Genomic DNA, 25,592 nt, shown 5'->3' with positions numbered 1-25,592 from the left:
CCTCGTGCGCCGGTCAGGCCCTCGGGGCCCGGCGGGCGCTTTTTTTTGTGGATGAGGCTGGAGCGCCCCCTTCCTCGCGCAGACGGTTAATCAACATCTGCGCATTCTCGGCACAGGCCATGCCCTCGGGCTTGCCTTCGATGCCCTTGATGACGTTCAGCAACTGCGCCTTGTTCTGGGCCAGCCGTTGTTGCAGAACCTCGATTTCCTCGACCTTGTGCTTGAGCCCGCTGAGCAGCTCGTCATGCTGCCAACCACCGGCACTGCGGGGCATTAACTGCCGGATTTCTTCCAGAGAGAAACCGGCTGCCTGGGCACCCTTGATGATCTCCAACACCGCCTCGGTGCCGGGCGTATAGTCCCGATAGCCGTTGGATTTACGCTCAACCGATTGGATCAGACCGCTCGCCTCGTAGAAGCGGATGCGTGAGGCCGCCAACCCGCTGATTTTTGCCAACTCGCCTATTCTCATGTACCACCCACAAAAAACCATTGACCTTAAAGTTGACTTTAAACCTAAAGTCATTGGGCGGCCAAGGCGGCAATTGGTAGGCGGCGCGCTTGCCAGACACGCATGGGCCGCAGTGGGTCAATCCAGCGCCATGATCGCGATTCGATCAGGCCATCATTTCATTTGGGAGAGGCGAACATGGGCTACGTCACCACGCGAGACGGTGTTGAAATTTTCTACAAGGACTGGGGCCCACGCGATGCCCAGGTCATTTTCCTCCATCATGGCTGGCCACTGAGCGCAGATGATTGGGACGCGCAAATGCTGTTTTTCCTGGGCGAAGGTTACCGGGTCGTTGCCCACGACCGGCGTGGCCACGGGCGTTCCAGCCAGGTCTGGGACGGGCACGATATGGACCACTATGCCGACGACGTTGCGGCGGTGGTCGAGCACCTGGGTATACAAACTGCGGTGCATGTCGGTCACTCCACCGGCGGCGGTGAAGTGGTTCATTACATCGCCCGCCACGGCGAAGACCGCGTCTCGAAGGCCGCCATCATCAGCGCCGTTCCCCCTTTGATGGTCCAGACCCCGAACAACCCCGGCGGCCTGCCCAAGTCAGTGTTCGACGACTTGCAGGCGCAACTGAAAGCCAACCGGGCACAGTTCTACCAAGACATTCCCGCTGGACCTTTCTACGGCTATAACCGCCCAGGCGCCAAGCCGTGCGAGGGCATCATCCTGAACTGGTGGCGCCAAGGCATGATGGGCTGTGCCAAGGCGCACTATGACGGGATCGTGGCGTTTTCCCAGACCGATTTCACCGAAGACTTGAAACGCATCCAGATCCCCGTTCTGGTCATGCACGGCGACGATGATCAGATCGTCCCTCATGAGAATGCCGGGGTGCTATCCGCCAAACTGCTGAAAAACAGCACGCTGAAAATCTACCCAGGCTTCCCGCACGGCATGCCTACCACCCACGCCGATACGATTAATGCGGATTTGCTGGCGTTTATAAGGAGCTGATTGATTGGGGGCGGGTAACCGCCCCTTCTTCAGGGTTTTAGATTCTTCATCCATTTGAGTAAATGCCCAGGCCAGAGCCATTGCGCACTGGACTGGTCTTGGTTGACTGCAAGGGTGTCTACAAGAGAGCGCGTCGTCAGGGCGTCTGCTACAGCACCCGCAACGCCACTGTGCGCCTGTCGTTCGTCGACCGTCGGCGCAACCGCCCGACGCGGCTTGCCGGTCGCCGGGTCCATCGTGTAGCCAGCAGCCTTGCCTTTTTCGGTAATCGTCCATAGGCCATCCGTGTTGATAAGCACGGGGTCATCGAATATAAGCGTCACCTCTTCGGCCACTGTGACTACCATGTTGTCCTTGATACTTGTCGGCACGTAAGTGGTGAACTCGCGGCCCAACGAAGCTTGCGCGGCGCCCTCGCTGGAAAATCTCAGCACCATCTGTTCAAGGAAGGCAATGCTCCCCATGTTGCTCAATGCGCCGAAGTCCGGGTTCAGGACATGCCGCAAAAAACCCTGATCGAGCCGGGTTGAGCTAATCGCCGAACCGCTCAGAATGCGTGAGGCTGTCGCTACATCGTGCGCCTTGAAATTGAATGTCACCCGGCGCCCCTCTTGGTCGTAGCCTTCATTGCCACTCAACAGTTGGCGACCGTTATCATGATTACGATAGTTGCCGAGGTCGTAAGCCAACATATCGACATACGCCAAGTCGGCACCGTGTTCCTGCGCATAAGCGTACATATCAGACAGCAGAGTGCGATCCTCGCGAGTGAGAAAGTCGTAATTGCTTTGGGCCATGTTGCTGCGGTTCAGGGTGCCTTCGGCCACCGCAGGCTCATGTCCCAGAAAGAGGCGAGAAATCATCAGTTCACGACCAATGACAGAACCTGAAAAAGCGCTGGCCCTCTGCTCATTCAAGCGAGCCTCTTGCCAGGCAGCCCGCCGTTCGTTGACGGTGAACGCACCGCTGTCGTCGCGGGCAATCAGAGTCAATTGATCGACCGTAAGGCCTGTGAATGGGTTACTGACAGAACCGTTGGCGAAGGCGGTGGCTTGCTTGGCGCGCTCATGCAATTCCAAGAACGGTGTATCGGGGACCTCAGCATCATGCTGAGCCTTGTTGGCGAAATATTGTTCGTCACTTATCCCATCGAGCGGACTGAGGGCGTTATGCCTTGGGTCCAGCTGGCGAAGGCGGACTTCACGGCTAGCAGCATCACTTAATTGCCCCGCCAGGATCGAAACGGTACTGAAGGTACTGGCTTGAACGTTATCGCTGGAGGAGCCGGTATTGTCTTGAATAGACGACACAGCAACCGGGCTAGGGCGGGTGGGAACAGCACTGCCCAAGTGGTTATTAGTTAACGATGTATAAACACTGACGTTCATTATGATTACACCCGCCATCGACTAAGAATGTTTCCTGATCGGCAAGTAAGCCCTGCATACGGACCTCACGCGAGGCTCGCAACTTAAGTTAAAAAGCACACAACTCAGATCATCATCGATACGGCAGTAGGACTCACGCTCCGACAGTGCACGATTCATAGCGCCAAGTAAGCCGGCCACTTCCTAAAAACATGAAGTCCCCATCTGTAATACCCGAAAGTAGGAATTCGTAGGCCACCTCCTAGTCCCGCCTGCCCCCTACCTAAACCGCCTATTTCAGTTCATGCTGCGCACCTCATTTCAAGGACGATAAAAACAGTGAAAGCCATCCTCGCCGCCCTCTTCCTGATAAGCCTCACCGCGCCTGCAGTCGCCAACGACAACTCCATCGGTTTCCAAACCACCACCCTCCCCGACACTCACAACATTCGCCCATTGGAGATGGCCGTGTGGTACCCCGCCGCCACCACCGCCCAACCCAAGCTGATCGCTGACAACCTGGTGTTCATCGGTGTGCTTGCGGTACCTGATGCCGCACCGACGCCCGGCAAACATCCGGTGGTGGTGCTCTCCCACGGCTACGGTGGCAATTGGGGTAAACAGGCGTGGCTGGCCAGTGCGCTGGCCCGGCGGGGTTATATCGTGGCGGCGGTCAACCACCCTGGCACCACCAGCCAGGATCGCAGCGCGCAAGCCGCCGCGCAGTTGTGGCAACGGCCCAGGGATTTGAGCCGGGCCATTGATGCGCTGCTGGCGCAGCCCACGCCATTTGGCGCGGTGGATAGTGGCCGGATCGCGGTGATAGGCCATTCCCTGGGGGGCTGGACGGTCATGGAGAGCGCGGGGGCGCGTTTCGACCCGGCGTTGTTTGCCCGGGATTGCGAGGCTCATCCGACGTTGGTGGCGTGCACGGCTTACCGTGAGATGAACCCTGAAGGTACGCCGAGCGGGAAGGCTCAAGTGGCCGCGGACTTGAGCGACAAACGCGTGAGCGCTGTGGTGTCCCTGGACCTGGGCCTGTCGCGCGGTTTTACCGATGCGAGCCTGGCGGCGTTGCCAGTGCCGGCCCTGGTGATCGCCGCCGGTGTGCCGTCAGCGGATTTGCCGGCGCAGATGGAATCGGCCGACATGGCCAAGCGGCTGCCAAAAACGTCGACTCAGTACGTGGAGATCCAGGACGCCAACCACTTCAGTTTTATGTCTCAGTGCAAACCGGGCGCGGCAGCGGTGCTTGACGCTGATGTGCCCGGCGACAGCATCATTTGCCAGGACGGCAAAGGCGCGCGGCCACGGCCCGTGATCCAGCAGCAGGTGATCACACTGATCAGCGAGTTCCTGGCAAGCTGAACCGGTAGTATCATCCGCGCCTTTCCCCTTCAGGCAACGGAACATGAACCGCCAGAAAAAACTTCAGCAGCTCTTCAAAGCCAAAGCGAAAAAGGCCAGCGCCAAGCTGGCGCCAAAAAGCAAAGACAAATACATCAGCAAGGCGGATCGCTTGAAGCTGGCGACCGAAGCCGGCCAAGAGCCGGTCACGGCTGTCGAGACGCTTGCTGAGTAAAGCGCATGGCTGAAGGGGTGGCCGCTTCATATTTACCCCAGATACGCCGTAGATGCCGCGCCGAGCCAAAGCCTGCGCGCTCGGCGATGGTTTCTATGTCCAGGGCCGACTCGGCCAGCAGTTCACGGGCCACGGCCAGGCGCAGGCGGTGCAGGTAATCCAACGGGCTGATGCCGACATGCTCCTGGAATAGGCGCGCCAGGTGTCGGCTGCTGGTGCAGGCCAGGCTTGCCATGCGGGTGAGTGTCCAGGCCTCGCAGGGGGCGGCGGCGATGGCGTCTTGCACGCGATGGACCGCCGGGTGCAGGTGATTGCGCCCGCTCACCCAAGGCGATAGCTGCGGGTCGCTGCCGCTGCGGCGCAGGTACACCACCATGTCCCGCGCCACGGCGCACGCCAAGCGTGGCCCGGCCAGTTCGGCAACCAGGTGCAGCATCAGGTCGATACCCGCCGTGATACCGGCGCTGCAACTGACCGGGCCATCGGTGACGTACAGGCGGTTTTCCAAAACCCGGGCCTTGGGGGCGATGGCCTGCAAGGTGGCGCACAGCGAATGGTGCGTGGTGCATTGGCGCCCATCGAGCAGCCCGGCCCTGGCGGCGCTCAACGCGCCGGCGCACACGCACACCAGGCGTTCGGCCGAGGGCGCGAACACGTTTTGCAACCAATGGGTGAGCTGATGGCTGGCCGATTCGAAAGCCTTTTGGTGGGCCTTTGATACGTTCATCGTGGAGCCCACCAGCACCACCAGCGTGCCGGGTTCCAGAGTCTGCGGCAGGGGCGCCAGCCCGGTGAGTGGCAAGCCAATGGAGGTGTGTAGCGACTCCACCGGGCTGACGTACTGCAGGTCGAAATCCACCGCCGCCGGGTCCTCGGCTTGCGCGGCCAGGCGCAACACTTCAGCAGGCCCCGCCAGGTCGAGCATCAGCACATTGGGCAGCAGCACGAACAGCACCGGCACGCTCACGGGTTCATCCTTCCAGCGCCTGGGCGACCGTGACGATGCGCGCAAAACGCTCTTCCAGCACCAGCTCCGTGCGTTCGCGAATCTGCGCCGGGGTGTACTCCCGGCCACTACGCAGGTGGGTCATGGGAAATGTCAGTGTGGCTTCACTGACAAAGTCCACCTTGAAGCCGCTGTCCGACGCCTGCCGCGTGGTGGTCTCGCAGCATTGCTCGGTCCGGATGCCGCTGATGATCAGCGTGGTGACGCCCATCTCCGTAAGGCGAGCGGCCAGAGGCGTACCGGCGAAGGCGCTGTGGTAGCGCTTATGGATCACCAACTGTGGATTGATCGACAGCTCGCTCAAGGCCCTGACGTTGCCCGATTGCATGGAGAAATGCCCTTGGTCTTCAACATGGAAGACTTGTATCACCGGGATGCCGCGTTGAACACAGCCGTCGATGAGGGCCTGCTGTTTTTCCAGATAATCGGGCAGGTCATTTTCGGACCAGTAGGTTGAATGGCGGAAGGAATGTTGGGCGTCGATCACGATCAGGGCTTTATGGCTCATGGGTTGTCCTTTTGGCTTGTGTCTATGGGGAGACGATAGAGCCATCGTAAGAACAACGCCGAGAGACCGACAGGCGCAAGGCGGACCACTTCAGGACGGATTCGGACATACCACTTTGTACGCCATGGCACAGCGGCTGCCAGGGGCGAAACCTTGGGCGTATTCATCCGCCAGGGTATTTTCCAGGCGCTGATGGGCATGGGGTTCAAAGCCCACGCGCCGATAGAACGGCGCATTCCAGGGCACATGCTTGAAGGTGGTCAAGGTCACCGCACGCAGTTGCTGGGCGCGTGCGTGGTGGATCGCCGTTTCCACCAGCCTGCGTCCCCAGCCCTGGCCCTGCAGCGGTTGGGCAACCGAGACTTCATGGATATGCAGGTCGTCGCCAAAACGTTCTGCGCTGAGGAAGCCTTGGAGCTGGTCATGGGTGTCGACCACCACCCAGCAGGTCGATAGCGCGATCCACTGGCGATGGCACTCGACACTGATCGACGCAGCATCCGCAAGCCAACCCAGGCCTTCAATGGCCCGGAATGCCTGGGCAGCGCAATGCTCGATGGCGGGTAATAACCCGGCATCCTGCGCTCGCGCCAGGCGAATGTGAGCGCACGGCTCAGCAGCCACTCAAGGCCACCTTGGGCCGCTCACCCGCGAAGAAGAAGGGCCGCAAGCGCACACCCACGCCATTACCGATAAAAGCCGCCACCAGCCACACCCAGCCATGCAGGCTGCCCGAGGCGATGCCGCTGAAGTAGGCGCCGATATTGCAGCCATAGGCCAGGCGCGAACCGTAGCCGAGCATCAGGCCGCCGATCACAGCCGCGATCAACGAGCGCAGCGGGATGTTCAGGCTGGGGGCGAAACGCCCGGCCAGGCCTGCGGCCAACAACGCACCGAGAACAATGCCGATGTCCATGACGCTGGTGATGTCTTCCCACACCGGTGCAGCCAGGGCCTTGGCATTGCCCGGCATCTGCCAGAATGCCCAGCTAGCGACGTCCACGCCCAGCCCGCTCGCCACCTTGGCGCCCCACAATGCGAACGCGGAAGTAATGCCCCACGGCCGCCCGGCCAGAGCCAGGGTGGCGTAGTTGAGCAGCGCCAGGCCGATCGCGCCCCATACCAACGGCCATGGGCCGCGCAGGAAGCGGCGCAGCCCTGGGTGCTCGCTTTGTACGCCTTGTTCAAGCTGGCCGTGGCGGCGTTTTTCCAGGCGCACGGTGACCATTGCAATCAGCGCGAATACCGCCAGGCTCAGGACCAAGGCCGGCAGCACACCGAAACTCTTGACGATGGAAACCGCCGGGAACGATGGCAGTGCAAACCACCAGTCGACGTGATGGGTGGCGATCAGCGAGCCACAGATAAAGAACAGCAGCGTCACCAACATCCGCGCGTTACCGCCGCCCACGGTGAACAAGGTACCCGACGCACACCCGCCGCCCAACTGCATGCCGATCCCGAAGATAAACGCCCCGAACACCACCGACACACCCGCCGGCGCTACCAGCCCGGTCACCGGCTGGCCAAACAAAGTGCCCGCGCCCAGCGCCGGGAAAAACAGCACCACCGCCACCGCCAGCATCACCATCTGCGCACGCAAGCCGGCGCCGCGCTGATCATTGATAAACACACGCCAGGCTGAAGTAAAACCGAAGGCAGCGTGATACAAGGTCAGGCCGAGCGCGGCGCCGACCACCAGCAACAACACCTGGCGCGCGCCCACCGTGTTTTGCAGGAACAGAGCGCCCGCCACCAGGATGACAAAAGCGATCAGTGGCGCGACGGGCTTGCGCACTGGCGACAGGGAAAGAGAGGTGCTCATGGGGATCTCGATTGGTTGGAAGGAGGCAAGTATAGCCTCAGAGGGAATTTGATCAGGTGTGGGCATTGCCCAAAGGCTCATTATTTGACCCACCGCTTTCGCAGCCTCGCTAAAGCTCGACAGCTCCCACAGGGGATCGGCGGTGTATGTGGAATCACGCTTTGCAGGGCCACCGCGCCAAACACAACTCCCGACAACAACACCGCTCAAAATGTGGGAGCTGTCGAGCCCCAGCGAGGCTGCGATGGCGGCGGCACAGGCAACACTTTCATCGCCTGAACCACCGCTTTCGCAGCCTCGCTAAAGCTCGACAGCTCCCACAGGAGATGAGCAGGCCTGACTAACCCAGGCTGATCGACTTCCACGCCGCTTCAGCCAGCAGTTCGCGGTATTCAAATGGACTCTTCTTGACCTTCGCCGACAACCACGCACGCGAGTAACTTTCCGCCGCGCCGATAATCAACGAGGGAATCAGTTCTGCCGGCAAGTGGCTGAAATGCTCCTTGCGCCCTTCCCCGCTCATCCATTCCTTCAACTGCTGGTTGCGCTGTTTGTTGCGTGCAAGCAGCTCGTCCTTGAACGGGCCGCTGGACACGGCAAAGCGGCTTTGGAACACAAACCGCGCCCAATCCGGCTGTTCAGTCACCCATTCAACATAGCTGTACACCAGCCCGACGACGCCCGCGTGGGCGGTGTCCGCCGCTTGCAGATAGTGGTCACGCAGGCTGGCCTGGTCCTCCAGCGCCGCAAAGAACAGCGCAGCGACCAGCCCTTCTTTATTGCCGAAGTGGTGATAGATAGCGCCCACGCTGGTGTCGCAGCGCGCGCGAATGGTTTCGATAGAGGTCGCCTCGATGCCCACCTCGTTAAAACACGCCAGTGCTTCGCGCAGGATGATGCGCTTGAGGTCGCTGCGCCTGCCGGGGAAGGTGCGCTCGATAAGATCGGTGGAGTGCATGGAAGAGGGCCAAATCAAAACAGTTTATAGGCTGAGCGCCCGGCAGAGAAAGCTCAGGTTGACAGGCATCGAATTTACAGAATATTGTTCAGTTACAGAATATTATTCTGCAACTGACCCCTGAGGATACTTCGATGAGCCAAGCCCTGAGCATGTTCAATAGCGTAGGCCCCGCCGCATTCAGTAACCTGGCCTGCCAGATGGCCCCCTACTTCAGCACCATCACGCCTCAGATCGCGGAGCTCAAACCCAACCATGCGGTGGTCACTGTGCCGTTTCGCAAGGAAATCACCAATCACCTGGCCTCCGTGCACGCCATCGCGCTGTGCAACGCCGCCGAACTGGCCGGTGGCATGATGACCGACGCGTCGATCCCCGCAGGCGCACGCTGGATACCCAAGGGCATGACTGTGGAATACCTGGCCAAGGCGAAAACCGATATCCGCGCCGTGGCCGATGGCAGCGCGATCGACTGGCAAACCGCCGGCGACAAGATCGTGCCGGTGGAGGTGTTCGATGCGGACGGCACCAAGGTACTCACCGCCCACATCACCATGAATGTGAAACTCGCTTAGGCACCCGCTCGTTCAGTGCCCCACCACCGCGCAGGCAGGCCATCTCACTCACCCGGTGAAATGCGCAGCCTGCCTTTACCCTACCGACTCCACAGCCCGCAGCTTCACCACATCAAGCATGACCGTAAACCGCTGCTGCTCACGAATCACCTCAATCTGCCAGCCCAGCTTTGCGCATAACTCGCGCATCAACTGCAACCCCAGCCCATAGCCAAAATCATCGGACTCCTGCTGTGGCCCCGTCTCCCTGATGTGATTGGCGATCATCAGCCGGGGGTATTTGAAGCGGATTTCCACGGTGCCTTCTTCGGCGTATTGCAGCGCATTGCGCAGGAAGTTGCCGATCACAATGCGGCAGGCGGTAGGAGGCAATCGGCAAGGGCCGTCGTGGATGTCGATGCTCAGCTCAATATCCCGGTTACCGATCAGGTAGCGGTGTTTTTCAATCAGCTCGCCCACCAGCTCGCTCAGGTCAACGTCTTCTTCCGGCAGCGGCTCGGGACGCTCGCGGCTCATCCACAGCAATGTCTCGGCGATCAGTTGCATGTTCATCACCGAACGTTCTATGCGCTGCAAGGAGGGTGGCAGCGCACCGCCCGATTGCAGGGCCAACAATTCGATGGTGGCCTTGAGCACCGCCAGGGGCGTGCGCAGTTCATGGCTGGTGTAACGCAACAAGCGGCCTTCTCGTTCGCTGGCGGCCTGCACCTGCTCAACACTTTTGGCCAGGGCATCGGCCAGCATATTGAACTCCTTGAAGCTGAAACCCGGCCGTGAGCCAGTCAGTGCCTCAGGGTCTTTGAGTGTGCCGGACCATTGCACCAGGCGCCCCAGCGGCCGAACCAGCCACCAGACCAGCAAGGCAATGATGATCAGCGCCGGCACGAATACCGCCAGGCTGATGAACTTGACACTCTCTATGACCTGATCGAAATAGGCGTCAGACAACGGCGTCTCCACCTCCCCGCCTGCTTCCTTATCGTGGTCGATGTCGTACATGTAGAGGGTTTTGCCGTCACCCAGGGGCTGTTCGAGGATGATCTGGAACGGCTCGTCGTCGTCATCGGAATAGAGATCGCCGAAGATATTCACCGCGCCGAAGGACAGGCTCGGCGATGTCGTGAGCAACTCGCGCACGTCCTGCGGCAACGCCTCCTTGCCGATGACGCTGGTATAGAAGTAATTGTGCGGCGTCGGCGTGGTCGGGTCCTGTTTGTAGTGCCGGAGAAAATACTGGGCTTCCTCCTCCATCATCGCGCTGGCGGTGTAGAACAGGCCGCGCACCGTGAATTCAGGCAGCAGCTTGCTGTAGATCACCAGCACCACCGCAATCAAACACAGGAAACTGCCACTGATCACCCACTTCAAGCTCAGGCCGTTACGCATGGGGTTTTACCTGAATGCCGACACCCGCCAGGGTATGGATCAATGGCCGGCCAAACGGTTTGTCTACCGCCTTGCGCAGCCGGTGCATATGCACTTTGAGGGTATTGCTGTCGGGCGGCTCATCGCCCCAGATTTTGCTTTCCAACCGCTCCCTGGGAACAGGCTCGGGACTGGCGCGCATCAAGTGCTCGAGCAAGGCCCAGCAGATGGGTGACAGATGCAACTCCTGCCCTGCCCGGCTGACTTTGCGGGTGGTCAGTTCCATGACCAGGTCGTCCACTTGCAGGCGGCTGGTCTGGCCGCTGCGCCGCAGGCTCAAGGCGCGAATCCGCGCCACCAACTCGGCAAGCTCGAACGGCTTGACCAGATAGTCGTCGGCGCCCGCGGCAAAACTGGCGAGCTTGTCGGGCAACGCATCCAGCGAGGTCAGCATCAGGATGGGGGTCTGGATGCCTTGCTGGCGCAACCCTGCGCACACCTGCTGGCCGTCCAGTCGCGGCAGCATGATGTCCAGCAGAATGACGTCGTAATGCTGGTTGAGCGCCAGGTTGAGCCCGGCCTGGCCATGGCTGGCGTGATCGCAGACGATGCCGCTGATCTCCAGGTACTCGATAACGGTGGTGGCCAGGTCCAGGTTGTCCTCGACCAGCAGCAGATGAATATGCACGGAAAAAACCCCTCGGGCAGGCAGTGCGCAGCGGTGTGAAGGATAGCGGAAGTCGGCAGGTTTCCCGTGATGTTTACCTGACGTTAACCCCGTGCTGCTTAGGCTAAGGATCTTCTTATCCAGAGCTCGTCACCGTCATGAACCTGTATTCGATGATCAAAGGGGTGCTGTTAGCCGTGATTTTCCTCGCGCTGATGGTGGGCATCCTTCCACAGCAAACGCAGTTGGTACGCATGGGAGGCAATGGCTGGTTTCTGGTTGGCCAGAACGTTGAGCAGACAGGGTCGTGTGATGTCGCCCGTGCGTCGTGATGAGATTGGCGCCAGCTATACCGGCCAGTTGGTCGCCTGCGTGGTGCTGGTTATTGGTGTGGCGGTTTCGATGGGTATCTATATCGCGCGCTTGAATGCGCACCTCGATGAGCAACGCGACCTGTCCTCGGTGTATCTGCCCGACTGCCCTGACGGCCGCGGTGGTTTTATGGTCTATCCCGATGACAGACGCAGCGGTGACCAGTGCTACACCGCCGGTGAGGATGAATCGATGGAGGTCGATGAGGCGCAGCGGCTATCAGGCTCGAACCTGGCGCAATGGTTCGACTACCTCCTGCCTGCGGTTGAATCGCCGAGCAGGCTTTAGATACCTCTGTAGGAGCGAGCTTGCTCGCGAAAAACGTCAACGATAACGCGTGCTTCCTGAATGAACGCGGCGCCTATGAGTTTTTCGCGAGCAAGCTCGCTCCTACGAGCCTATTGCTCTGGCCAGCCGCCGCATAGCTGTTTCGATTTCATGGGCGGTCAAGGATGAATACCCCAACAGCCAACCTTGTTTCTTCTCCTCGCCTGCGTACAACCGACTGAGGCCGGGCAACTGCACACCTGCGCTGGCAGCTTGGCGGATGGTGTTTTCCTCCGACCAGCCATCGGCCAGCAGACAGGGCATCTGCAGCCCGCCATGGGGACACAAGGCTGTGACAACCCCCTTCAGGTGTTTGCCGATGGCGGTGAGCATGACGGCACGGCGCGCCGCGTAAAGTTTGCGCATGGCCCGGACATGGGCGTGGTAGTGGCCGCCCTCCATGAAGCGCGCCAGCGTCAGTTGGAGGATCTGTGGCGTGTGACCGTCCATGATGCTTCGTGCATAGGTGAAGGTGTTGACCAGCTCGGCTGGCAGCACCATGTAGCCCATCCGCAATCCGGGATAGAGGGTTTTGCTGAAGGTGCCGAGGTAGATCGTGCGCTGGTACGGGTCCAGGCCCTGAACGCAGGCAATCGGCGGCCCGTCGTAGTGGAACTCGCTGTCATAGTCGTCCTCGAGGATCCACTTGCCCTGCTCGGCCGCCCAGTTGATCAGCTCCAACCGGCGCTCCAGCGCTAACGTGGCGCCGGTGGGGTATTGATGCGAAGGCGTCACATAGACGCAATTGGCACCGCTGCGGTCCGCCCGCAGCAGGTCGGTGCGGATACCCAGTGCATCGACATCAATAGGCACCACCTGGGTCTGGGCCGCTTCAAAAGCCTTCTTGGCACCGTAGTAACCGGGGTTTTCCAGGAGGATGGGCTTGCCGGCATCCACTAATAATTGGGCACACAGGTACAGGGCCTGGCGAGTGCTGCTCAATACCAGAACCTGACTGGGTGAGCATTTGGCACCGCGTTCGAGGTTCAAGAAGGTGGCGATCGCCTTGCGCAAAGGTTCGGCGCCTTGCGGGTCGCCATGCAGCAGGACGTTACCCCGGTAGTCCTTCATGGCCTGGCGTTGCAGACGTTCCCATACATCGACAGGAAAGGTACGGGTTTCCGGCAGCCCGGTGGCAAAGGCCTTGACCGCCTGCTGATCGGTCACGCCACCCGTATCGAACATCATCCGGCCGCGCCGGCTCAAGCCCGCCCCTGGTGCTGCATCGCTGCGCTGGGTGTCTTGCATTTTCAGGTGCCGGCGCGCAGCTCCGCGTAACTCTGTGCCCACAGCTTCCGATACATAGCTGCCCGAGCCCTCGCGCCGCACAATGAAGCCATCCCGGTGCAAATGCACGTAGGCGTTCTCGACCGTGTCGCGGGCAACGCCGAGCGTCTTGGCCAGCACCCGGGACGCCGGCAGCTTCAGGCCTGCATCGAGGGCACCCTCCAAAATCAATGCACGCAGGGCACGCTGGATCCGCTGATGCAGATCCAGCCGCTGAAACTCGGCATCGTTGAGCCGGATTTTCAGTGTTTCGAGCTCGAAGGTGTGCGCCATGCGGTCTGCTCTATCTGAATAAATTGGCCGGAAAGAGCAGGCCAGTTTATCCGTAGACTCTGCGCATCGCCATTTGCAAGGAGCACCGTAACGCCATGCCTACGTCAACATCCCACTCATCTGTTCGCCTCAGCGACCTCATCCCGCCGATTGTGGCCGGCCTGATCTCGGTCATCGTCAATTACGGCGGTACCTTCATTCTGGTGTTCCAGGCCGCCAAGGTCGCCGGGCTGAGCCCTGAGTTGACGGCGTCCTGGGTGTGGTCGGTGTCCATCGGCGTGGGGGTTACCGGGCTGTTGCTCAGTTGGGTTTCCCGCACCCCCATCATCACCGCTTGGTCGACACCGGCGGCAGCCTTTCTGGTGGTGGCCCTGTCCACTACCCCCTATGCCGAGGCGGTGGGCGCCTACATGATCTCGGCCGCAGCCTTCGTGCTGCTGGGCTTATCCGGCTATTTCGAAAAAGTCATCCGGCTGATCCCGCCAGGCGTGGCCGCCGGGTTGCTCGCCGGTATTCTGTTGCAGTTCGGCATCGGTGCTTTCGGCGGCATGAGCCTCGACCCGGTGCTGGTCGGCTTGCTGATTGTTGCCTACCTGGTGCTCAAACGCCTGACCGCACGCTACGCGGTTGTGGGTATTCTGGCGTTGGGGCTGGCCTTCTTGCTGGCTCAGGGGCGGGTCGACTTGTCGGGCGTGGAACTGCAACTGGCGGCGCCCGTGTTCACTCGGCCTGAGTTCTCGCTCAATGCCTTGCTCAGCGTCGCGCTGCCGCTGTTTTTGATCACCCTGACCGGCCAGTACATGCCCGGCATGCTGGTGCTGCGCAACGATGGGTTCACCACCAGTGCCAACCCGATCGTGACCATCACCGGGCTGGGCTCCTTGCTTATGGCGCCCTTTGGTTCGCACGCGTTCAATATCGCGGCGATCACCGCCGCCATCTGCACCGGCAAGCAAGCCCACGAAGAGCCCTCCAAGCGTTGGATCGCCGGGATTGCCGCAGGCATCTTTTACATCCTCGTCGGGGTCTTCGGCGTGACCCTCGCCGCGCTGTTCATGGCCTTTCCGGCCACCTTCATCACCACCCTGGCCGGGCTCGCCCTGCTCGGCACTATCGGCGGCAGCCTGGCCGGCGCCATGGCTGATGCCAGCTCCCGTGAAGCCTCGCTGATTACCTTTCTGGCAGCGGCCGCCAACATCACGTTGTTCGGGATTGGCGGGGCGTTTTGGGGGCTGCTGATTGGGTTGGTGGCGTACGTCGTGCTTAATGGTCGGTTGCCGCGTCGGGAGCTTGCTGCCCATGAGAAGGCTGCTGACTGATGCATGTCCAGGTTTTTGATTTCTTCCAACCCGCTTTGGGTTGACGGGCCAAATCCCAGGCAAAAAAAGCCTGCATCTCTGCAGGCTTTTTTCTATCTGGCTCCACGACCTGGACTCGAATCAGCGACCCAATGATTAACAGTCATTTGCTACCTGTTAGTCACACCGGTGCCACGAAACGTGGTGGAGACATAGAAACGCTATGTAGCGCGAGCGCATCATGCCATGAAAGTCAGTCGCGCTCGGTTAGCTTGGCAAAGCAGGGTAACTCATTGGCCTGCGGCATATGGGCGACAACGTCAGGCAAGCGACCATGTACAGGTAACGCCTTCTTTTGCTGTCGCTGCAGACGCTTCACGGTTGGGATGTCGGAAGGCTGAAGGCCATTACATAGTCACCGGTGTCGGGAGAATGCGCTGCCCCGCCTACGGAAATGACAACGTACTGTTTGCCCGTCGTCGGCGAGACGTAGGAGATCGGCGTGGCGCTGGCGCCGACCGGTAATTCATGTTCCCAGACGAGTTTGCCACTTTGCCCGTCGTATGCCCGGATGTAGTAGTCCTGATAACCGGCAAAGAATACGAGGCCGCCTGCCGTGGTCATCGTTCCTGCATAAGTTGGCATGCCCATGGGCATGGGCAGGTGTGATGCGATACCCAGTGGCCCCAATTGCTCTGTGGTGCCAGCCGGCACTTGCCAGGCCACCTTGTGCGTATTCAGATCGACCGCCGTGACGGTCCCATAGGGCGGCTGGTTGCACGGAACCCCTAGGGATGACATCCAGATATAAATGGCTTGACCGTAAGGTGTTTTCAACTGCGGTGACGGCCCATGTCCGCTCACCTCGATCTGGTGGGTTTTTGTCCAAGTATTGAATTCATCACGAGGCATCAGCCAAAAGATGTTCGGCACCCGGATATCGTTCATATAAGCCAGATGATTAACGGGGTCGTAGGAGACGCTACCCCAGTTGAATCCTCCGATATTGCCGGGCTGATCCAGCGCCTTGGTCAGACCGATCGGCGTGAAGTCGCCCTCGTAGCGCAGTTGCTTGAACATGATGCGGCACATGAGTTGGTCGAACATGGTTGCCCCCCACATCTTCTTCTCGGTGAGGTGTTCGGCACCGATAGTCGGCATCCCTACCGAATAAGGCTGTGTAGGCGAAAGCTTTTCTTCAGGTACCGCACCGGCCGTAGGCACGGGCTTTTCGACGACGTCCGCAATCGGCTCTCCGGTGGCGCGATTTAGCAGAAAAAGCTGGCCACGCTTGGTGGTTTGCAATACCCCGGGGACGGTTCCGCCTTGGCCGTCAGGCAAATCGACCAGCGCGGGTTGAGAAGGCAAGTCGTAGTCCCAGATGTCGTGATGGACGGTCTGGAATTTCCATTTCGGGCGGCCCGTCATGATATCGAGGGCGACAAGGGAAGAGTTGTATTCATCCGAGTGCGGTGGTCGCTCCATGCCGAAAAAGTCCGGCGTGGCATTTCCCAGCGGCGCATAGATAAGACCCAACTGGTCGTCATAGGCAGCGGCGGTCCACATATTGGGCGTGCCGGGCGTGTAGGTCTGCCCCGCCGGTGGCAAGCCGGTTATGTCCAGGTTGCCCAGGTCCCACGCCCATGCCAGTGCGCCGGTGCGGGCATCAAAGGCGCGGATCACGCCTGACGGCTCACCGCGACTGTAGTTATCAACTACCCAGCCACTGATAATAATGTAGTCGCGCGCCACCAGCGGCGCGGAAGTCTGAAAGTAGAACCCAGGCTTAACGTCGCCCATGCCCTGCTTCAGGTCGACGACGCCGTCGCTGCCAAAACCTGGGCACTGCTTGCCGGTCTTGGCATCTAGTTCGATCAGGCGCGCATCGATGGTGGAATTGACGATTCGTTCCGCACAGACGCCATCAGCCGGCGCCTCCTTGAGCTTGTAGTAACCCAGGCCGCGGCAACGGTTCCAGATAGGAGATGCACTATGGGTATCGAATTTCCAACGTTCTACCCCCGTATCTGCATCGATGGCAGCAATGCGATCATCGGGTGTGCAAGTGAACAACGTATCTTCAATTTGCAATGGGGTGTTCGAATCCACGGCGCCCTTGTCCAACTGGATCTTCGCGCCGGTACGATAGGTCCAGGCCACTTTCAGGTCCTGAACGTTGTCACGGTTGATCTGCGTAAAGGGCGCGTAGCGCGTACCCGCAGTGGTTCGGCCATATGCGGACCAATTTGAAGGCGTGGTGTTTGTGGCTGCTGCAGTAAAAGGTGTGCCCGAGACAGGCGAGACGACACCATGTGGAGTAAAGGCAAACCCAAAGAACACAGCCGTCCCTAATAGCGCTAGTACACCCAGGCCGCGTATCCGACGCCGGGAGTCCGCAGGCGACCAAGTGGATAACAGGAGCAAGCCGATGCTCGCCAACGCTGCCGGTACGAGCAGGCGTGGAAACAGCGCCCAATAGAACGTGCCTGACTCCCAGAGCGCCCATGGAACACTCAGCACGGCAACCGCTACCAGCAGCCATACTCCACAAACTTGCCTACGCCAAAGCATGACGCCAGCGCTCAGATAGGCCCATCCGGCCAGCACGTAATAAAACGATCCGCCAAGGGTTAAGAGGTAAGCTCCACCTAACAATAGCCCCAGCCCCATCAAGGCAACTAGGCTGGCAAAAATACGATTTATCGAGGTCACAGTTGAACTCCTATACGCTAAATGGCTCTCAGACTTGGTTATGATAGTGTTAGTCTATTAATTTTAGCCATGCCATATGGAGCAACTATACATTGCATAAAAGCAACGCCATGTGGAGCGAATACCACACCTTCCTCGTTGCCGCGCAAACATTGAACTTCAGCCGTGCGGCTGAACGGCTTGGGCAGAACACTTCAAGCATCAGTCGCGCCGTGACCCGGCTGGAGGAGCACCTGGGTCTGCGCTTGTTCAATCGGATGCCCTCTATGCGATTGACGGACCCGGGCGAGCGGCTCTATAGCGAAATCGCGCCCTTGTTCGAAGGCCTTCAGGAGGTTGAAAGCGCGATCAAGTCGGATGATGGAAAAATTAGAGGACGTATCCGGGTCGTCGGATCGCCCGAGGTTGTGCACTGGTTTATCAACCCGGCTATCGCTCGAATGCTGGAAGAACAGCACGAAATTCATTTTGAAGTGGAGGCCAGCACACGCGTGCCAAACCCCATTGAAGAGCCAGTGGATGTCTACTTCAGTCATCGCCGCGCCGAAGTGATTAACAAGTCGCTGGTTGCTCGGCCAATCTGTTCAATGCCACAAGGGTTATTCGCTTCTCCCCTGTTACTGGCCGGCAGGAAACCTCCCCGTGTACCGGACGATCTCCTGCAATGGCCCTGCCTTGGGCGTCAGGGAGAACCCGAGTGGGAGCTCATCGACCCCCAAGGACATAAACACCTGATGCCGGTGCAAGCCATCCTGCTTGCCACACCGAACGATGCGCGCATGGATCTTACTCTGCGCGGACTTGGCATCGCGCAGTTCAATTTGCCCAGCGCCAATGAGGCCGTTGAGAGCGGAAAAAAACTGGTACGTATTTTACCTGGCTATACCCTCCAGAACATGTCGCTGTATGCTTTTCTACTGTCACGACGCTTGATTCCGCAGGCGGTGCAGATCTTTCTGCGCTATACCACGGAAGAGGCAAAAAAATACTTTCCCGATTGAGTCCTGACTTGATATCGGTTCGTTAGGGCAGATGACGTACGACCTTAATAATCTTATAGCCTCCTATTCGTTGCATAACCGAGTAAAAACACTATGGGCAATTACTTTCATCATGTTCTTATTGGACTATTGGCCCTGCTTCCTATGGCCAATCCTCTAACTAGCATCTCCCTTTTACTAGGCCTTGGAGGAAAGCTGCCTACAGTAGAGCGTAACCGGCAAATCCTGAAGGCAAGCTTATATGTAGCTCTGATTATGTTTGTCAGCTTCTACGGAGGCAGCCTGGTAATGCAGGTATTCGGAATATCTGTCCCCGGCTTGAGAATAGCCGGAGGCCTGATCGTTACCTACATCGGTTTCGCCATGCTTTTTCCAGCAACGACACCTGACGAAACAGAGGTTCAGAAAGATTTCCTTTCAGAGAAAGAGAAATCAACCCCACATTTCCGCGATCTGTCATTTGTACCTTTAGCTCTTCCTGGTGCAGCAGGCCCCGGCACGATAGCGTTGCTTATCAGCTCCGCCTCTACCCTGCAGTCGACCTACCAGACCCTGCCACTCGTCATTCACCTTGCAGCCGCAACCGTATTCATCATTACTGCGCTTATTTTCTGGATAGCTTTACGATGTTCGGGGCGAATCATGAAAGTGCTTGGTGAGTCAGGAATCGATGCAATTTCCCGAGTCGTTGGTTTTCTACTGGTTTGTATGGGCGTTCAGTTCGTTATCAATGGTGGTTTTGAGTTAGCGTCTACACCTATGCACTGATCATAGTTCTCATAATAGTGAATTATTAAAGGCCGTTGATATTCCCGCGGCCACATTCGCTAGCACCAGGTGAATGGGTGTTCCTACGCCTATGGAGAACTGACGCTTTGCCGCCCTCAGGAAGCTAGGGGGCCAGACTCGGACAAAATCAACATTGGCCAGTTACGACTAGTCCCACTACAAAACAATGGTTAGTGCGCGGTGAACCAGTTGGGGTGTAGCACCGGAAAATGCTCCCTCAGCCAATCCACAAATGCCTCGACCTGAGGCGCAAGATGCGTTCTGCTTGGATAAAGCACGGAAACCAGACGAGGCTTTGGACGAAATGCCTTGAGCACCTCAACCAGTTCTCCGCTTGCGAGGAATGTCTCAACGGCAATTCCAGGCGCTTGAACAATGCCGAAGCCTGCAACACCGCATTGAACGTAGGCATTCGACTCATTCACGGTGATTCCACCCCGAGGCGTATGTGGACGATCTTCGCCGTCTACCGAGAAGTGCCAAGGCAGCGGTCTGTTATTTTGACCGGAAAGGAAGCTGACACATTGGTGGTCTACTAGATCTTGTAGGGTTATGGGTGCACCGCAGGCTTGGAGATAACCTGCAGACGCACAGGTCACCATGGTGGCGGTGCCAATTTCTCTAGCCACCATGCTTGAATCCGGGAGGTCACCAATGCGCAATACACAGTCGATGCCCTCGGCTACGAGATCTACCGTACGGTCGGTCACGCCTAGCGCAAGCTCGATGTCGGGAAATGCCTCGGTAAATCTCCTGAGGCTTTCCATGAAACTGTGCTGGGAAAATGCAGTGGGGATGTCAATTCGAAGCCGCCCACGCAACGTCGACCCACTACGGTCGAACATGGAAGTGGTTTCTGCGATGGTTGCCAAAATCTCTTTGACGCGTTCGTAAAACCGCTCGCCCTCAGCAGTCAGTTTTACTTTACGCGTAGTGCGCTGGAACAGACGAACACCCAGCGAGGCTTCCAAATCCTGAATGGTGCGTGTGACGTGAGGGCGCCCGGCCTGCATTGCCTCAGCGACTTTGGTGAAGCTCCCCAACTCCGCTAGCTTGGCGAATACTTGCATCGACTGTAGAAGCTCCATAAGTCTCTTCTCGTGAAGCGTGTTAACGGGATGATTGTTGCTGATCAGGATAACAATCCTGTTGGTTTCTGCACATTTATCTAGAGCCGCGAAACCTCAACAATGTCCTCAGCGTAAAGGAGGAGCGTTCCTCCCCTGCACATTCAAAATTGTTGGAGACAGAAAATGAAAGCGTGGCTTCTGAAAGATTTCGGCTTGGATAATCTGGTGCAGGGCGAAACGGAAACCCCCGCGCCCCAAGCGGGTGAGCTGCTGGTAAAAGTAGGCGCCGTATCACTCAATTTCCGGGACAAGGCCATCGTTGACGGCATCTATGAACCGCACATGGTGCCCAAGCCGCTGATCCCCATCAGCGATGCGGCGGGGACTGTCGTGGCAGTAGGTGAAGGTGTCAGCCGCTTTGCTATCGGAGATCGGGTCAACTCACACCTCTACTCACGTTGGTTGGACGGCATGCCTGGGCCAGATGAACCCAACTACTGCTTCGGCTCGCCATTGCCTGGTGGTCTGGCGCAATACATGATCATCCATGAAGACAGCGCAGTACGTGCCCCCGACAACATGTCAGATGAGGAAGCAGCGACCCTTCCCATTGCGGCTCTGACGGCGTGGTATGCGCTCGTCGATTATGGCCAGATCGAGGCCGGCCAAACCGTCTTGGTTCAGGGATCTGGAGGTGTTTCTGTGTTTGCAGCACAAATTGCTACGGCTTTGGGAGCCAAGGTTATCGTCACCTCCAGCCGTGATGACAATCTGGAAGCTGTAAAAAACTGGGCGCGGTTGCGGGCGTGAACTATCGCACCACCCCTGATTGGGCAGAGGAAGTTTTGAAGCTCACTGACGGCAAGGGAGTGGATCTCCTGCTGGATGTGGCAGGCGGTGACGGCATCAATCAATCGATTGCTGCAACAAAGGCAGGTGGACGTATCGCACAGATCGGCTTTCTGACAGGCCAGACCTCTGCCTTGAACCTGATGCCTATGATTTTCCGGCAAACAACGATCCGCGGCATAGCCGTTGCTCCACGCTCGTCATTTGACCGAATGAACGAATTCTTGAATGAGCACAAGATTCGCCCGGTAATCGACCACGTGTATCCATTCGATCAAGCACGCGAAGCGTACGAACATTTGGCAAGAGGCGCCTTTGGTAAGGTAGTAATCAAAATCGCGTAGGACCGGGCCGCTTCAATTTCCCTCGCCCGCTGCGACGGCAGGCGCGTGAGCACGGCCTTCAAATAAGCATACGGATCATGCCCTCCGCCCTTCTCCAGCCCACTCAAGATTAATCAAAAGTGACAAATTCATAAATTCTCCAAAGCTCTCAGGCGCTGATAGTCCTATACACTCAGCCTACTCACGCACGCTGCCAGTCGATTGACACTGAGACGCTGATAGCCGAAAATTGGACCCAATAGCGCCCGATCCTCTGGGGCTGGCTCGTCCAGCTCTATGTTCGGGCCTTCTTGTTTATGGAACATGGCAGTTGCAACAGCTCTCGCCACCGAAGCCCTTTCGGACTTACCCAGACCTCGTTGCGTTACTGATTGAACGCGGTATGGGCATTGCCAACCCAGCCCGTTCGGAACGCAAACTTGCTCAGGTAGGCTACTACCGTCTGAGTGGTTACTGGTTCCCGGCGCGGGATTTTGTACGAGACCACTTGCAGAATGTTGTGCTCTGCGATGTGACCCAAAAGCCCCTTCGACAAAACTCCTTCCTTCCCGATACCACATTCGACGACGCGTTTAGCCTTTACCTTTTCGACAAAAAGTTGCGCCAATTAATGCTTGATGCCATCGAGCGAATCGAGATCCACGTTCGAACTGTCACTGCCCATGAAGTCGGGTATTACGGGGCGTTGGCCTATACGGATCCCAGTTTCATCGTCCCAAAGCAGACCCAAAACTGGACGGATAGAAGCAAAAGGCAACGCAACACTTGGCTAGAGTGGCTTGAAAGACAAAACGGTCTAGTTGCCCGCAGCCAAGAGGACTGCATTGAGTGGCACAAACGAAATCGCAAGGCGATTCCTTTCTGGGTAGCCATTGAGGCCTGGGACTTCGGTACGCTCTCCAAGTACTACGAGATACTCAAGGGCAACCACCAAAACCGTATCGCACAGCGCCTGGGCGTCTCGAACACCAGGACACTCAAGCTTTGGCTGCAAGAAATTAACACTCTTAGAAATCGCTGCGCACATCACAGTCGTATTTGGAATCAGGTATCAGCGAATGCGCTTCCTGATCTTCCTGCAGAGCCTTACTTCCAAACGTTGAAGTTGGATCACAGTGCACTCACCCGTCTTTACGGACAGATCGCTATCATCTGGTTCCTGGTACAACGTATCGGACCAAGCTCAGACTGGATCCGACATGTTGCGTATGTCATAGATTCCAAACCTAACCTTCCTGGGTGCCCGTTCGGGTCCCTCGGGCTTCCTTCTGAAGATGGTTTTCCGCGGCATTTGTTCGGCATCTGAAATCCCGTCTTTACCGTCCGGTGTCAGCAATAACAAGCACCATCACGCGCCTCAGGCGCTATCACTGCGCATAGCGTTACATCGATCTAACCAAACACGCCCAGTACACGGCTCAAATGATCCCGGAAACACTAGTCGTTGAGATGCGCGAGGAAGCGAAGATCCCGAAAGAACGATTAGCCGCAGATTCAGCAGCTTTTTCTCGTCCTTATTTGTGAGCTGGCACGATCTGCCCGGTCCGAGAAGTTGGCCGCAACGGATATAAACGACTACGCGCAAACCTTGTAGGCCTGCACGTAGCTTATCGATTGGGGGCACGCAACCAGGTTCACAGATGCCGTGCCCCCCCCTCATCCGTCAGATAGCCTCAGGTAAGTTCTGAGCCTTTTCCGGCGGCTTGATTGAGCCGATGTACACCGCGAAGATAGTCAGTAGCGCGCCGGCGATCTGTAGCGAGGAGCTTGCCTTGCCGAGAAAAGCGACGTCGATGAAGTAAGTGATCACCGGTTCGAGCAGCAGGATCAGTCCGGCCAGCCCCAGGCTGAGGGCGCCGATCGAACGATTGACCAGCAACCAACCGACGAATTGCACCAGTACCCCGTAAATCACCAGCATCACCAAGGTTTGTCCGTCCACAATGGCCAGGCTTTCCCCGGTCGCCAGCGCGTATACCAGCAATACCAGGGCTGCCCACAGACTCAAGTTGAGCATCTGCGCAATCTTGTCACCGCCACCATCAGGCAGCTGAGTATTGAGCTTCAGGAAGTACACGCAAATGGCATACGCCAGCCCCGACAGCACCCCATACACCACGCCTTTGATCCCGACTCCGCTGGTCATTTCTGGCAACAGCAACAGGTACAGCCCGACGAAGGCCAGCGAGATGGAAATCAGGAAGTAGATCGAGGGCTTTTCCTTCAACAGGTACAGCCCCAGCAAGGTCATGAAGAACACCTGGCAGTTGGTCAGGATCGATCCGATGCCCGGGCCAACGATGTAGATGCTCTGATGCCACAGCACCAGGTCGATCGCCAGAAATACTCCGGCCAGTGCAGTGTAGAGCTGGGCCTTGGCGATTTTGAGTCGCACCGGCGTCTTGCGCACCTTGAGGAGCAGGAAGAACAGGATCGAGGCGATCAGCATCCGATAGAATCCGGCACCACCGGCGCCGATATGGGCGAAAGCCACCGCCAGTGCTGACAGGCTGAGCATCAGCCCGCCGATGGTCAGCTCGATGATTGCCCGGTTGTTATTAGTCGACATGGGAGACCTCATTGGTAAAGCGCAACGTATCTGTATCCGTGTCCGATTCGCTGGACGAGGGGTATTCCAGTACCTGCTGCATGGCCTCAAAAATGCTCGCCAGTCCGCTCTGCAGGGTTTCTGCGTCGATGGTCAGGGCCGGCATCAACTTGAGCACCTGATCTTGCGGGCCGCAGCGCTCGATGATCAATCGGCGCGTAAAGCACGCGCGCGTGACCGCGGCGGTCAAGGACGCATCGTGGAACTCGATGCCATAAAACAGCCCGCGACCACGCACCTGCTTGATATGCACAGCGAAGCGCTCGGTGACCTTGGCGAACCAGGACTTCAGGAGCGTTTCATTGGCCTGGATGTGCTTGACCAGACGGTCGTCGCTCCAGAATTCCTGCAAGGTTTTGGTCGCGGCGACGAAGGCCAGGGTGTTGCCACGGAAGGTGCCGTTGTCTTCGCCGGGCGACCATTGATCCAGCTCTGGACGATGCAGCAGCAGGGCGAACGGCAGTCCGTAACCACTGAGGGATTTCGACAGGCAGACCATGTCCGGGGTGATACCGGACGGCTCGAAACTGAAGAAGGTCCCGGTGCGGCCGCAACCGGCCTGGATATCATCGATGATCAGCAGGATGTCGTGCTCAGCCGTCAGTTTGCGCAAACGCACCAGCCAGTCGGAAGACGCTACGTTGATTCCGCCTTCGCCCTGAATGGTTTCCAGAATCACCGCCGCCGGAAGATCCATGCCAGAGCTGTTGTCGTTCAGCAAACGTTCGAAATACTCGACGGAATCCAGACCTTTTAGGTATCCGTCGTAGGGCATGCGGAACACATAGGGATCGACGCCAGGTTGGCGATTATCGCGGTTTCCGGTCAGCCCCAGCGAGGTGTTCGACATCCCGTGAAAGCCATTGGTGAACGCGACGATGTGCTGCCGCCCGGTGACCTTGCGCGCCAGTTTGATGGCCGACTCCACCACGCTGGTGCCAGTGGGCGAGGTGAACTGCATTTTGTAAGACAGCGCCCGTGGCTCAAGAATGATCTTGCGCAAGTTGAAGAGAAACTCCTGCTTGGCCCGGCTGTGCATGTCCAGCGCCGCCTGGATCCCGTCACGTTGCAAGTAGTCGATTACCGCTGCCTTGACCGGTTTAGGGTTGTGACCATAGTTGACCGAGCCGGCGCAACTTAGAAAGTCGATGTAGGCCTGCCCCTTGAGGTCGTACAGATAGCTGCCCTGAGCCTGGTCGAAGACCACGGGGAAACTGCGGCAATAACTTCGCGCCTGGGACTCGACCTCGGCAAATATACCCAACTCATCCATTCCTGAAATTTCCATTTACGGCCTACTCATATAAGGGGTCGAGGTGCGTGCGATCA

Annotated in this window: 24 protein-coding genes and 2 pseudogenes; 11 read left to right on the top strand and 15 right to left on the bottom strand. The window is 58.3% G+C overall.

Annotated features, from left to right (window positions below; all coding sequences use genetic code 11):
- Positions 1-13: 13 nt before the first annotated feature.
- Positions 14-472: a MerR family transcriptional regulator gene (locus PSH76_RS07900; RefSeq protein WP_034126375.1), complete on the bottom strand. Its 459-nt coding sequence runs from the start codon at positions 470-472 to the stop codon at positions 14-16.
- Positions 473-649: 177 nt separating this feature from the next.
- On the opposite strand from PSH76_RS07900, the gene PSH76_RS07895 reads away from it, so the two are divergent.
- Complete coding sequence (locus PSH76_RS07895) at positions 650-1,480, top strand: alpha/beta fold hydrolase (RefSeq protein WP_305493848.1); 831 nt, start codon at positions 650-652, stop codon at positions 1,478-1,480.
- Between the two features lie 29 nt (positions 1,481-1,509).
- Here the strand turns inward: PSH76_RS07895 and PSH76_RS07890 are convergent, their stop codons facing one another.
- Positions 1,510-2,868: a hypothetical protein gene (locus tag PSH76_RS07890; RefSeq protein ID WP_305493847.1), complete on the bottom strand. Its 1,359-nt coding sequence runs from the start codon at positions 2,866-2,868 to the stop codon at positions 1,510-1,512.
- Positions 2,869-3,186: 318 nt separating this feature from the next.
- Between PSH76_RS07890 and PSH76_RS07885 the strand changes: the two genes are divergently transcribed.
- Positions 3,187-4,215 carry an alpha/beta fold hydrolase gene (locus PSH76_RS07885; protein ID WP_305493846.1) on the top strand — a complete coding sequence of 343 codons (1,029 nt, stop codon included), beginning with the start codon at positions 3,187-3,189 and terminating at the stop codon, positions 4,213-4,215.
- 43 nt (positions 4,216-4,258) lie between these two features.
- Positions 4,259-4,429: a DUF2986 domain-containing protein gene (locus tag PSH76_RS07880; RefSeq protein WP_084571028.1), complete on the top strand. Its 171-nt coding sequence runs from the start codon at positions 4,259-4,261 to the stop codon at positions 4,427-4,429.
- On the opposite strand, the gene PSH76_RS07875 is transcribed toward PSH76_RS07880, so the two are convergent.
- From PSH76_RS07875 to PSH76_RS07855, 5 genes are all read right to left on the bottom strand, one after another.
- A complete protein-coding gene (locus PSH76_RS07875) occupies positions 4,401-5,396 on the bottom strand; it encodes a GlxA family transcriptional regulator (RefSeq protein WP_032896074.1) in 996 nt (331 codons plus the stop codon). The two genes, PSH76_RS07880 and PSH76_RS07875, sit on opposite strands and share 29 nt — an antisense overlap.
- A gap of 4 nt (positions 5,397-5,400) precedes the next feature.
- Positions 5,401-5,943 (bottom strand): cysteine hydrolase family protein, encoded by a 543-nt coding sequence (locus PSH76_RS07870; RefSeq protein WP_032896073.1) that lies wholly within the window; start codon positions 5,941-5,943, stop codon positions 5,401-5,403.
- A 90-nt stretch (positions 5,944-6,033) separates the two neighbouring features.
- Positions 6,034-6,567, bottom strand: a complete 534-nt coding sequence (locus tag PSH76_RS07865; RefSeq protein ID WP_305493845.1) for a GNAT family N-acetyltransferase — start codon at positions 6,565-6,567, stop codon at positions 6,034-6,036.
- Positions 6,557-7,768 (bottom strand): YeeE/YedE family protein, encoded by a 1,212-nt coding sequence (locus PSH76_RS07860; RefSeq protein WP_305493844.1) that lies wholly within the window; start codon positions 7,766-7,768, stop codon positions 6,557-6,559. The genes PSH76_RS07865 and PSH76_RS07860 overlap by 11 nt, the downstream gene beginning before the upstream one ends.
- A 340-nt stretch (positions 7,769-8,108) precedes the next feature.
- Positions 8,109-8,726 carry a TetR/AcrR family transcriptional regulator gene (locus tag PSH76_RS07855; RefSeq protein ID WP_305493843.1) on the bottom strand — a complete coding sequence of 206 codons (618 nt, stop codon included), beginning with the start codon at positions 8,724-8,726 and terminating at the stop codon, positions 8,109-8,111.
- Positions 8,727-8,860: 134 nt separating this feature from the next.
- On the opposite strand from PSH76_RS07855, the gene PSH76_RS07850 reads away from it, so the two are divergent.
- On the top strand, positions 8,861-9,301 hold the full coding sequence (locus PSH76_RS07850; protein ID WP_305493842.1) for a hotdog fold domain-containing protein: 441 nt from the start codon (positions 8,861-8,863) through the stop codon (positions 9,299-9,301).
- Positions 9,302-9,376: 75 nt separating this feature from the next.
- Here the strand turns inward: PSH76_RS07850 and PSH76_RS07845 are convergent, their stop codons facing one another.
- Positions 9,377-10,687 carry a HAMP domain-containing sensor histidine kinase gene (locus PSH76_RS07845; protein ID WP_032896068.1) on the bottom strand — a complete coding sequence of 437 codons (1,311 nt, stop codon included), beginning with the start codon at positions 10,685-10,687 and terminating at the stop codon, positions 9,377-9,379.
- Entirely contained in the window at positions 10,680-11,354 is a 675-nt protein-coding gene (locus PSH76_RS07840) for a response regulator transcription factor (protein ID WP_032896067.1), read from the bottom strand. The genes PSH76_RS07845 and PSH76_RS07840 overlap by 8 nt, the downstream gene beginning before the upstream one ends.
- A 137-nt stretch (positions 11,355-11,491) precedes the next feature.
- Here PSH76_RS07840 and PSH76_RS07835 point away from each other — a divergent pair, with 137 nt between their 5' ends.
- Positions 11,492-11,665 carry a hypothetical protein gene (locus PSH76_RS07835; protein ID WP_164692209.1) on the top strand — a complete coding sequence of 58 codons (174 nt, stop codon included), beginning with the start codon at positions 11,492-11,494 and terminating at the stop codon, positions 11,663-11,665.
- Positions 11,646-11,993 carry a hypothetical protein gene (locus PSH76_RS07830; protein WP_305493841.1) on the top strand — a complete coding sequence of 116 codons (348 nt, stop codon included), beginning with the start codon at positions 11,646-11,648 and terminating at the stop codon, positions 11,991-11,993. Before PSH76_RS07835 ends, PSH76_RS07830 begins: the two co-directional genes overlap by 20 nt.
- A 102-nt stretch (positions 11,994-12,095) precedes the next feature.
- On the opposite strand, the gene PSH76_RS07825 is transcribed toward PSH76_RS07830, so the two are convergent.
- The gene (locus PSH76_RS07825; protein WP_305493840.1) at positions 12,096-13,592 is read right to left on the bottom strand and encodes a PLP-dependent aminotransferase family protein; all 1,497 of its coding nucleotides are present in this window, start codon (positions 13,590-13,592) and stop codon (positions 12,096-12,098) included.
- A 95-nt stretch (positions 13,593-13,687) separates the two neighbouring features.
- On the opposite strand from PSH76_RS07825, the gene PSH76_RS07820 reads away from it, so the two are divergent.
- On the top strand, positions 13,688-14,911 hold the full coding sequence (locus PSH76_RS07820) for a benzoate/H(+) symporter BenE family transporter (RefSeq protein ID WP_305493839.1): 1,224 nt from the start codon (positions 13,688-13,690) through the stop codon (positions 14,909-14,911).
- A 354-nt stretch (positions 14,912-15,265) separates the two neighbouring features.
- On the opposite strand, the gene PSH76_RS07815 is transcribed toward PSH76_RS07820, so the two are convergent.
- Complete coding sequence (locus PSH76_RS07815; RefSeq protein WP_305493838.1) at positions 15,266-17,602, bottom strand: membrane-bound PQQ-dependent dehydrogenase, glucose/quinate/shikimate family; 2,337 nt, start codon at positions 17,600-17,602, stop codon at positions 15,266-15,268.
- Positions 17,603-17,694: 92 nt separating this feature from the next.
- Here PSH76_RS07815 and PSH76_RS07810 point away from each other — a divergent pair, with 92 nt between their 5' ends.
- A complete protein-coding gene (locus PSH76_RS07810; RefSeq protein WP_305493837.1) occupies positions 17,695-18,603 on the top strand; it encodes a LysR family transcriptional regulator in 909 nt (302 codons plus the stop codon).
- A gap of 93 nt (positions 18,604-18,696) precedes the next feature.
- Positions 18,697-19,371 carry a MarC family NAAT transporter gene (locus PSH76_RS07805; RefSeq protein ID WP_014719246.1) on the top strand — a complete coding sequence of 225 codons (675 nt, stop codon included), beginning with the start codon at positions 18,697-18,699 and terminating at the stop codon, positions 19,369-19,371.
- 191 nt (positions 19,372-19,562) lie between these two features.
- Here the strand turns inward: PSH76_RS07805 and PSH76_RS07800 are convergent, their stop codons facing one another.
- Positions 19,563-20,462, bottom strand: a complete 900-nt coding sequence (locus PSH76_RS07800) for a LysR family transcriptional regulator (RefSeq protein ID WP_032897838.1) — start codon at positions 20,460-20,462, stop codon at positions 19,563-19,565.
- Between the two features lie 183 nt (positions 20,463-20,645).
- Here PSH76_RS07800 and PSH76_RS07795 point away from each other — a divergent pair.
- A pseudogene (locus PSH76_RS07795) lies at positions 20,646-21,655 on the top strand (NAD(P)-dependent alcohol dehydrogenase).
- Here the strand turns inward: PSH76_RS07795 and PSH76_RS30715 are convergent.
- Positions 21,586-21,738, bottom strand: a pseudogene (locus PSH76_RS30715) (transposase domain-containing protein); the annotation flags it as partial. The pseudogenes PSH76_RS07795 and PSH76_RS30715 overlap by 70 nt on opposite strands.
- Positions 21,739-22,037: 299 nt before the next feature.
- Between PSH76_RS30715 and PSH76_RS07790 the strand changes: the two are divergent.
- Positions 22,038-22,961, top strand: a complete 924-nt coding sequence (locus tag PSH76_RS07790; RefSeq protein WP_235369442.1) for an Abi family protein — start codon at positions 22,038-22,040, stop codon at positions 22,959-22,961.
- Positions 22,962-23,318: 357 nt separating this feature from the next.
- On the opposite strand, the gene PSH76_RS07785 is transcribed toward PSH76_RS07790, so the two are convergent.
- Together PSH76_RS07785 and ectB are read right to left on the bottom strand one after the other, a co-directional pair.
- Positions 23,319-24,224: a DMT family transporter gene (locus tag PSH76_RS07785; protein ID WP_305493836.1), complete on the bottom strand. Its 906-nt coding sequence runs from the start codon at positions 24,222-24,224 to the stop codon at positions 23,319-23,321.
- Positions 24,214-25,551: a diaminobutyrate--2-oxoglutarate transaminase gene (gene ectB, locus PSH76_RS07780; protein WP_236710114.1), complete on the bottom strand. Its 1,338-nt coding sequence runs from the start codon at positions 25,549-25,551 to the stop codon at positions 24,214-24,216. Before ectB ends, PSH76_RS07785 begins: the two co-directional genes overlap by 11 nt.
- Between the last annotated feature and the right edge of the window lie 41 nt (positions 25,552-25,592).

This window comes from Pseudomonas sp. FP215, from assembly GCF_030687795.1.
Lineage (GTDB): Bacteria > Pseudomonadota > Gammaproteobacteria > Pseudomonadales > Pseudomonadaceae > Aquipseudomonas > Aquipseudomonas salmasensis.
The sequence above is the reverse complement of the archived record's forward strand: the minus strand, read 5'-3'. Positions and strand labels throughout refer to the sequence as shown.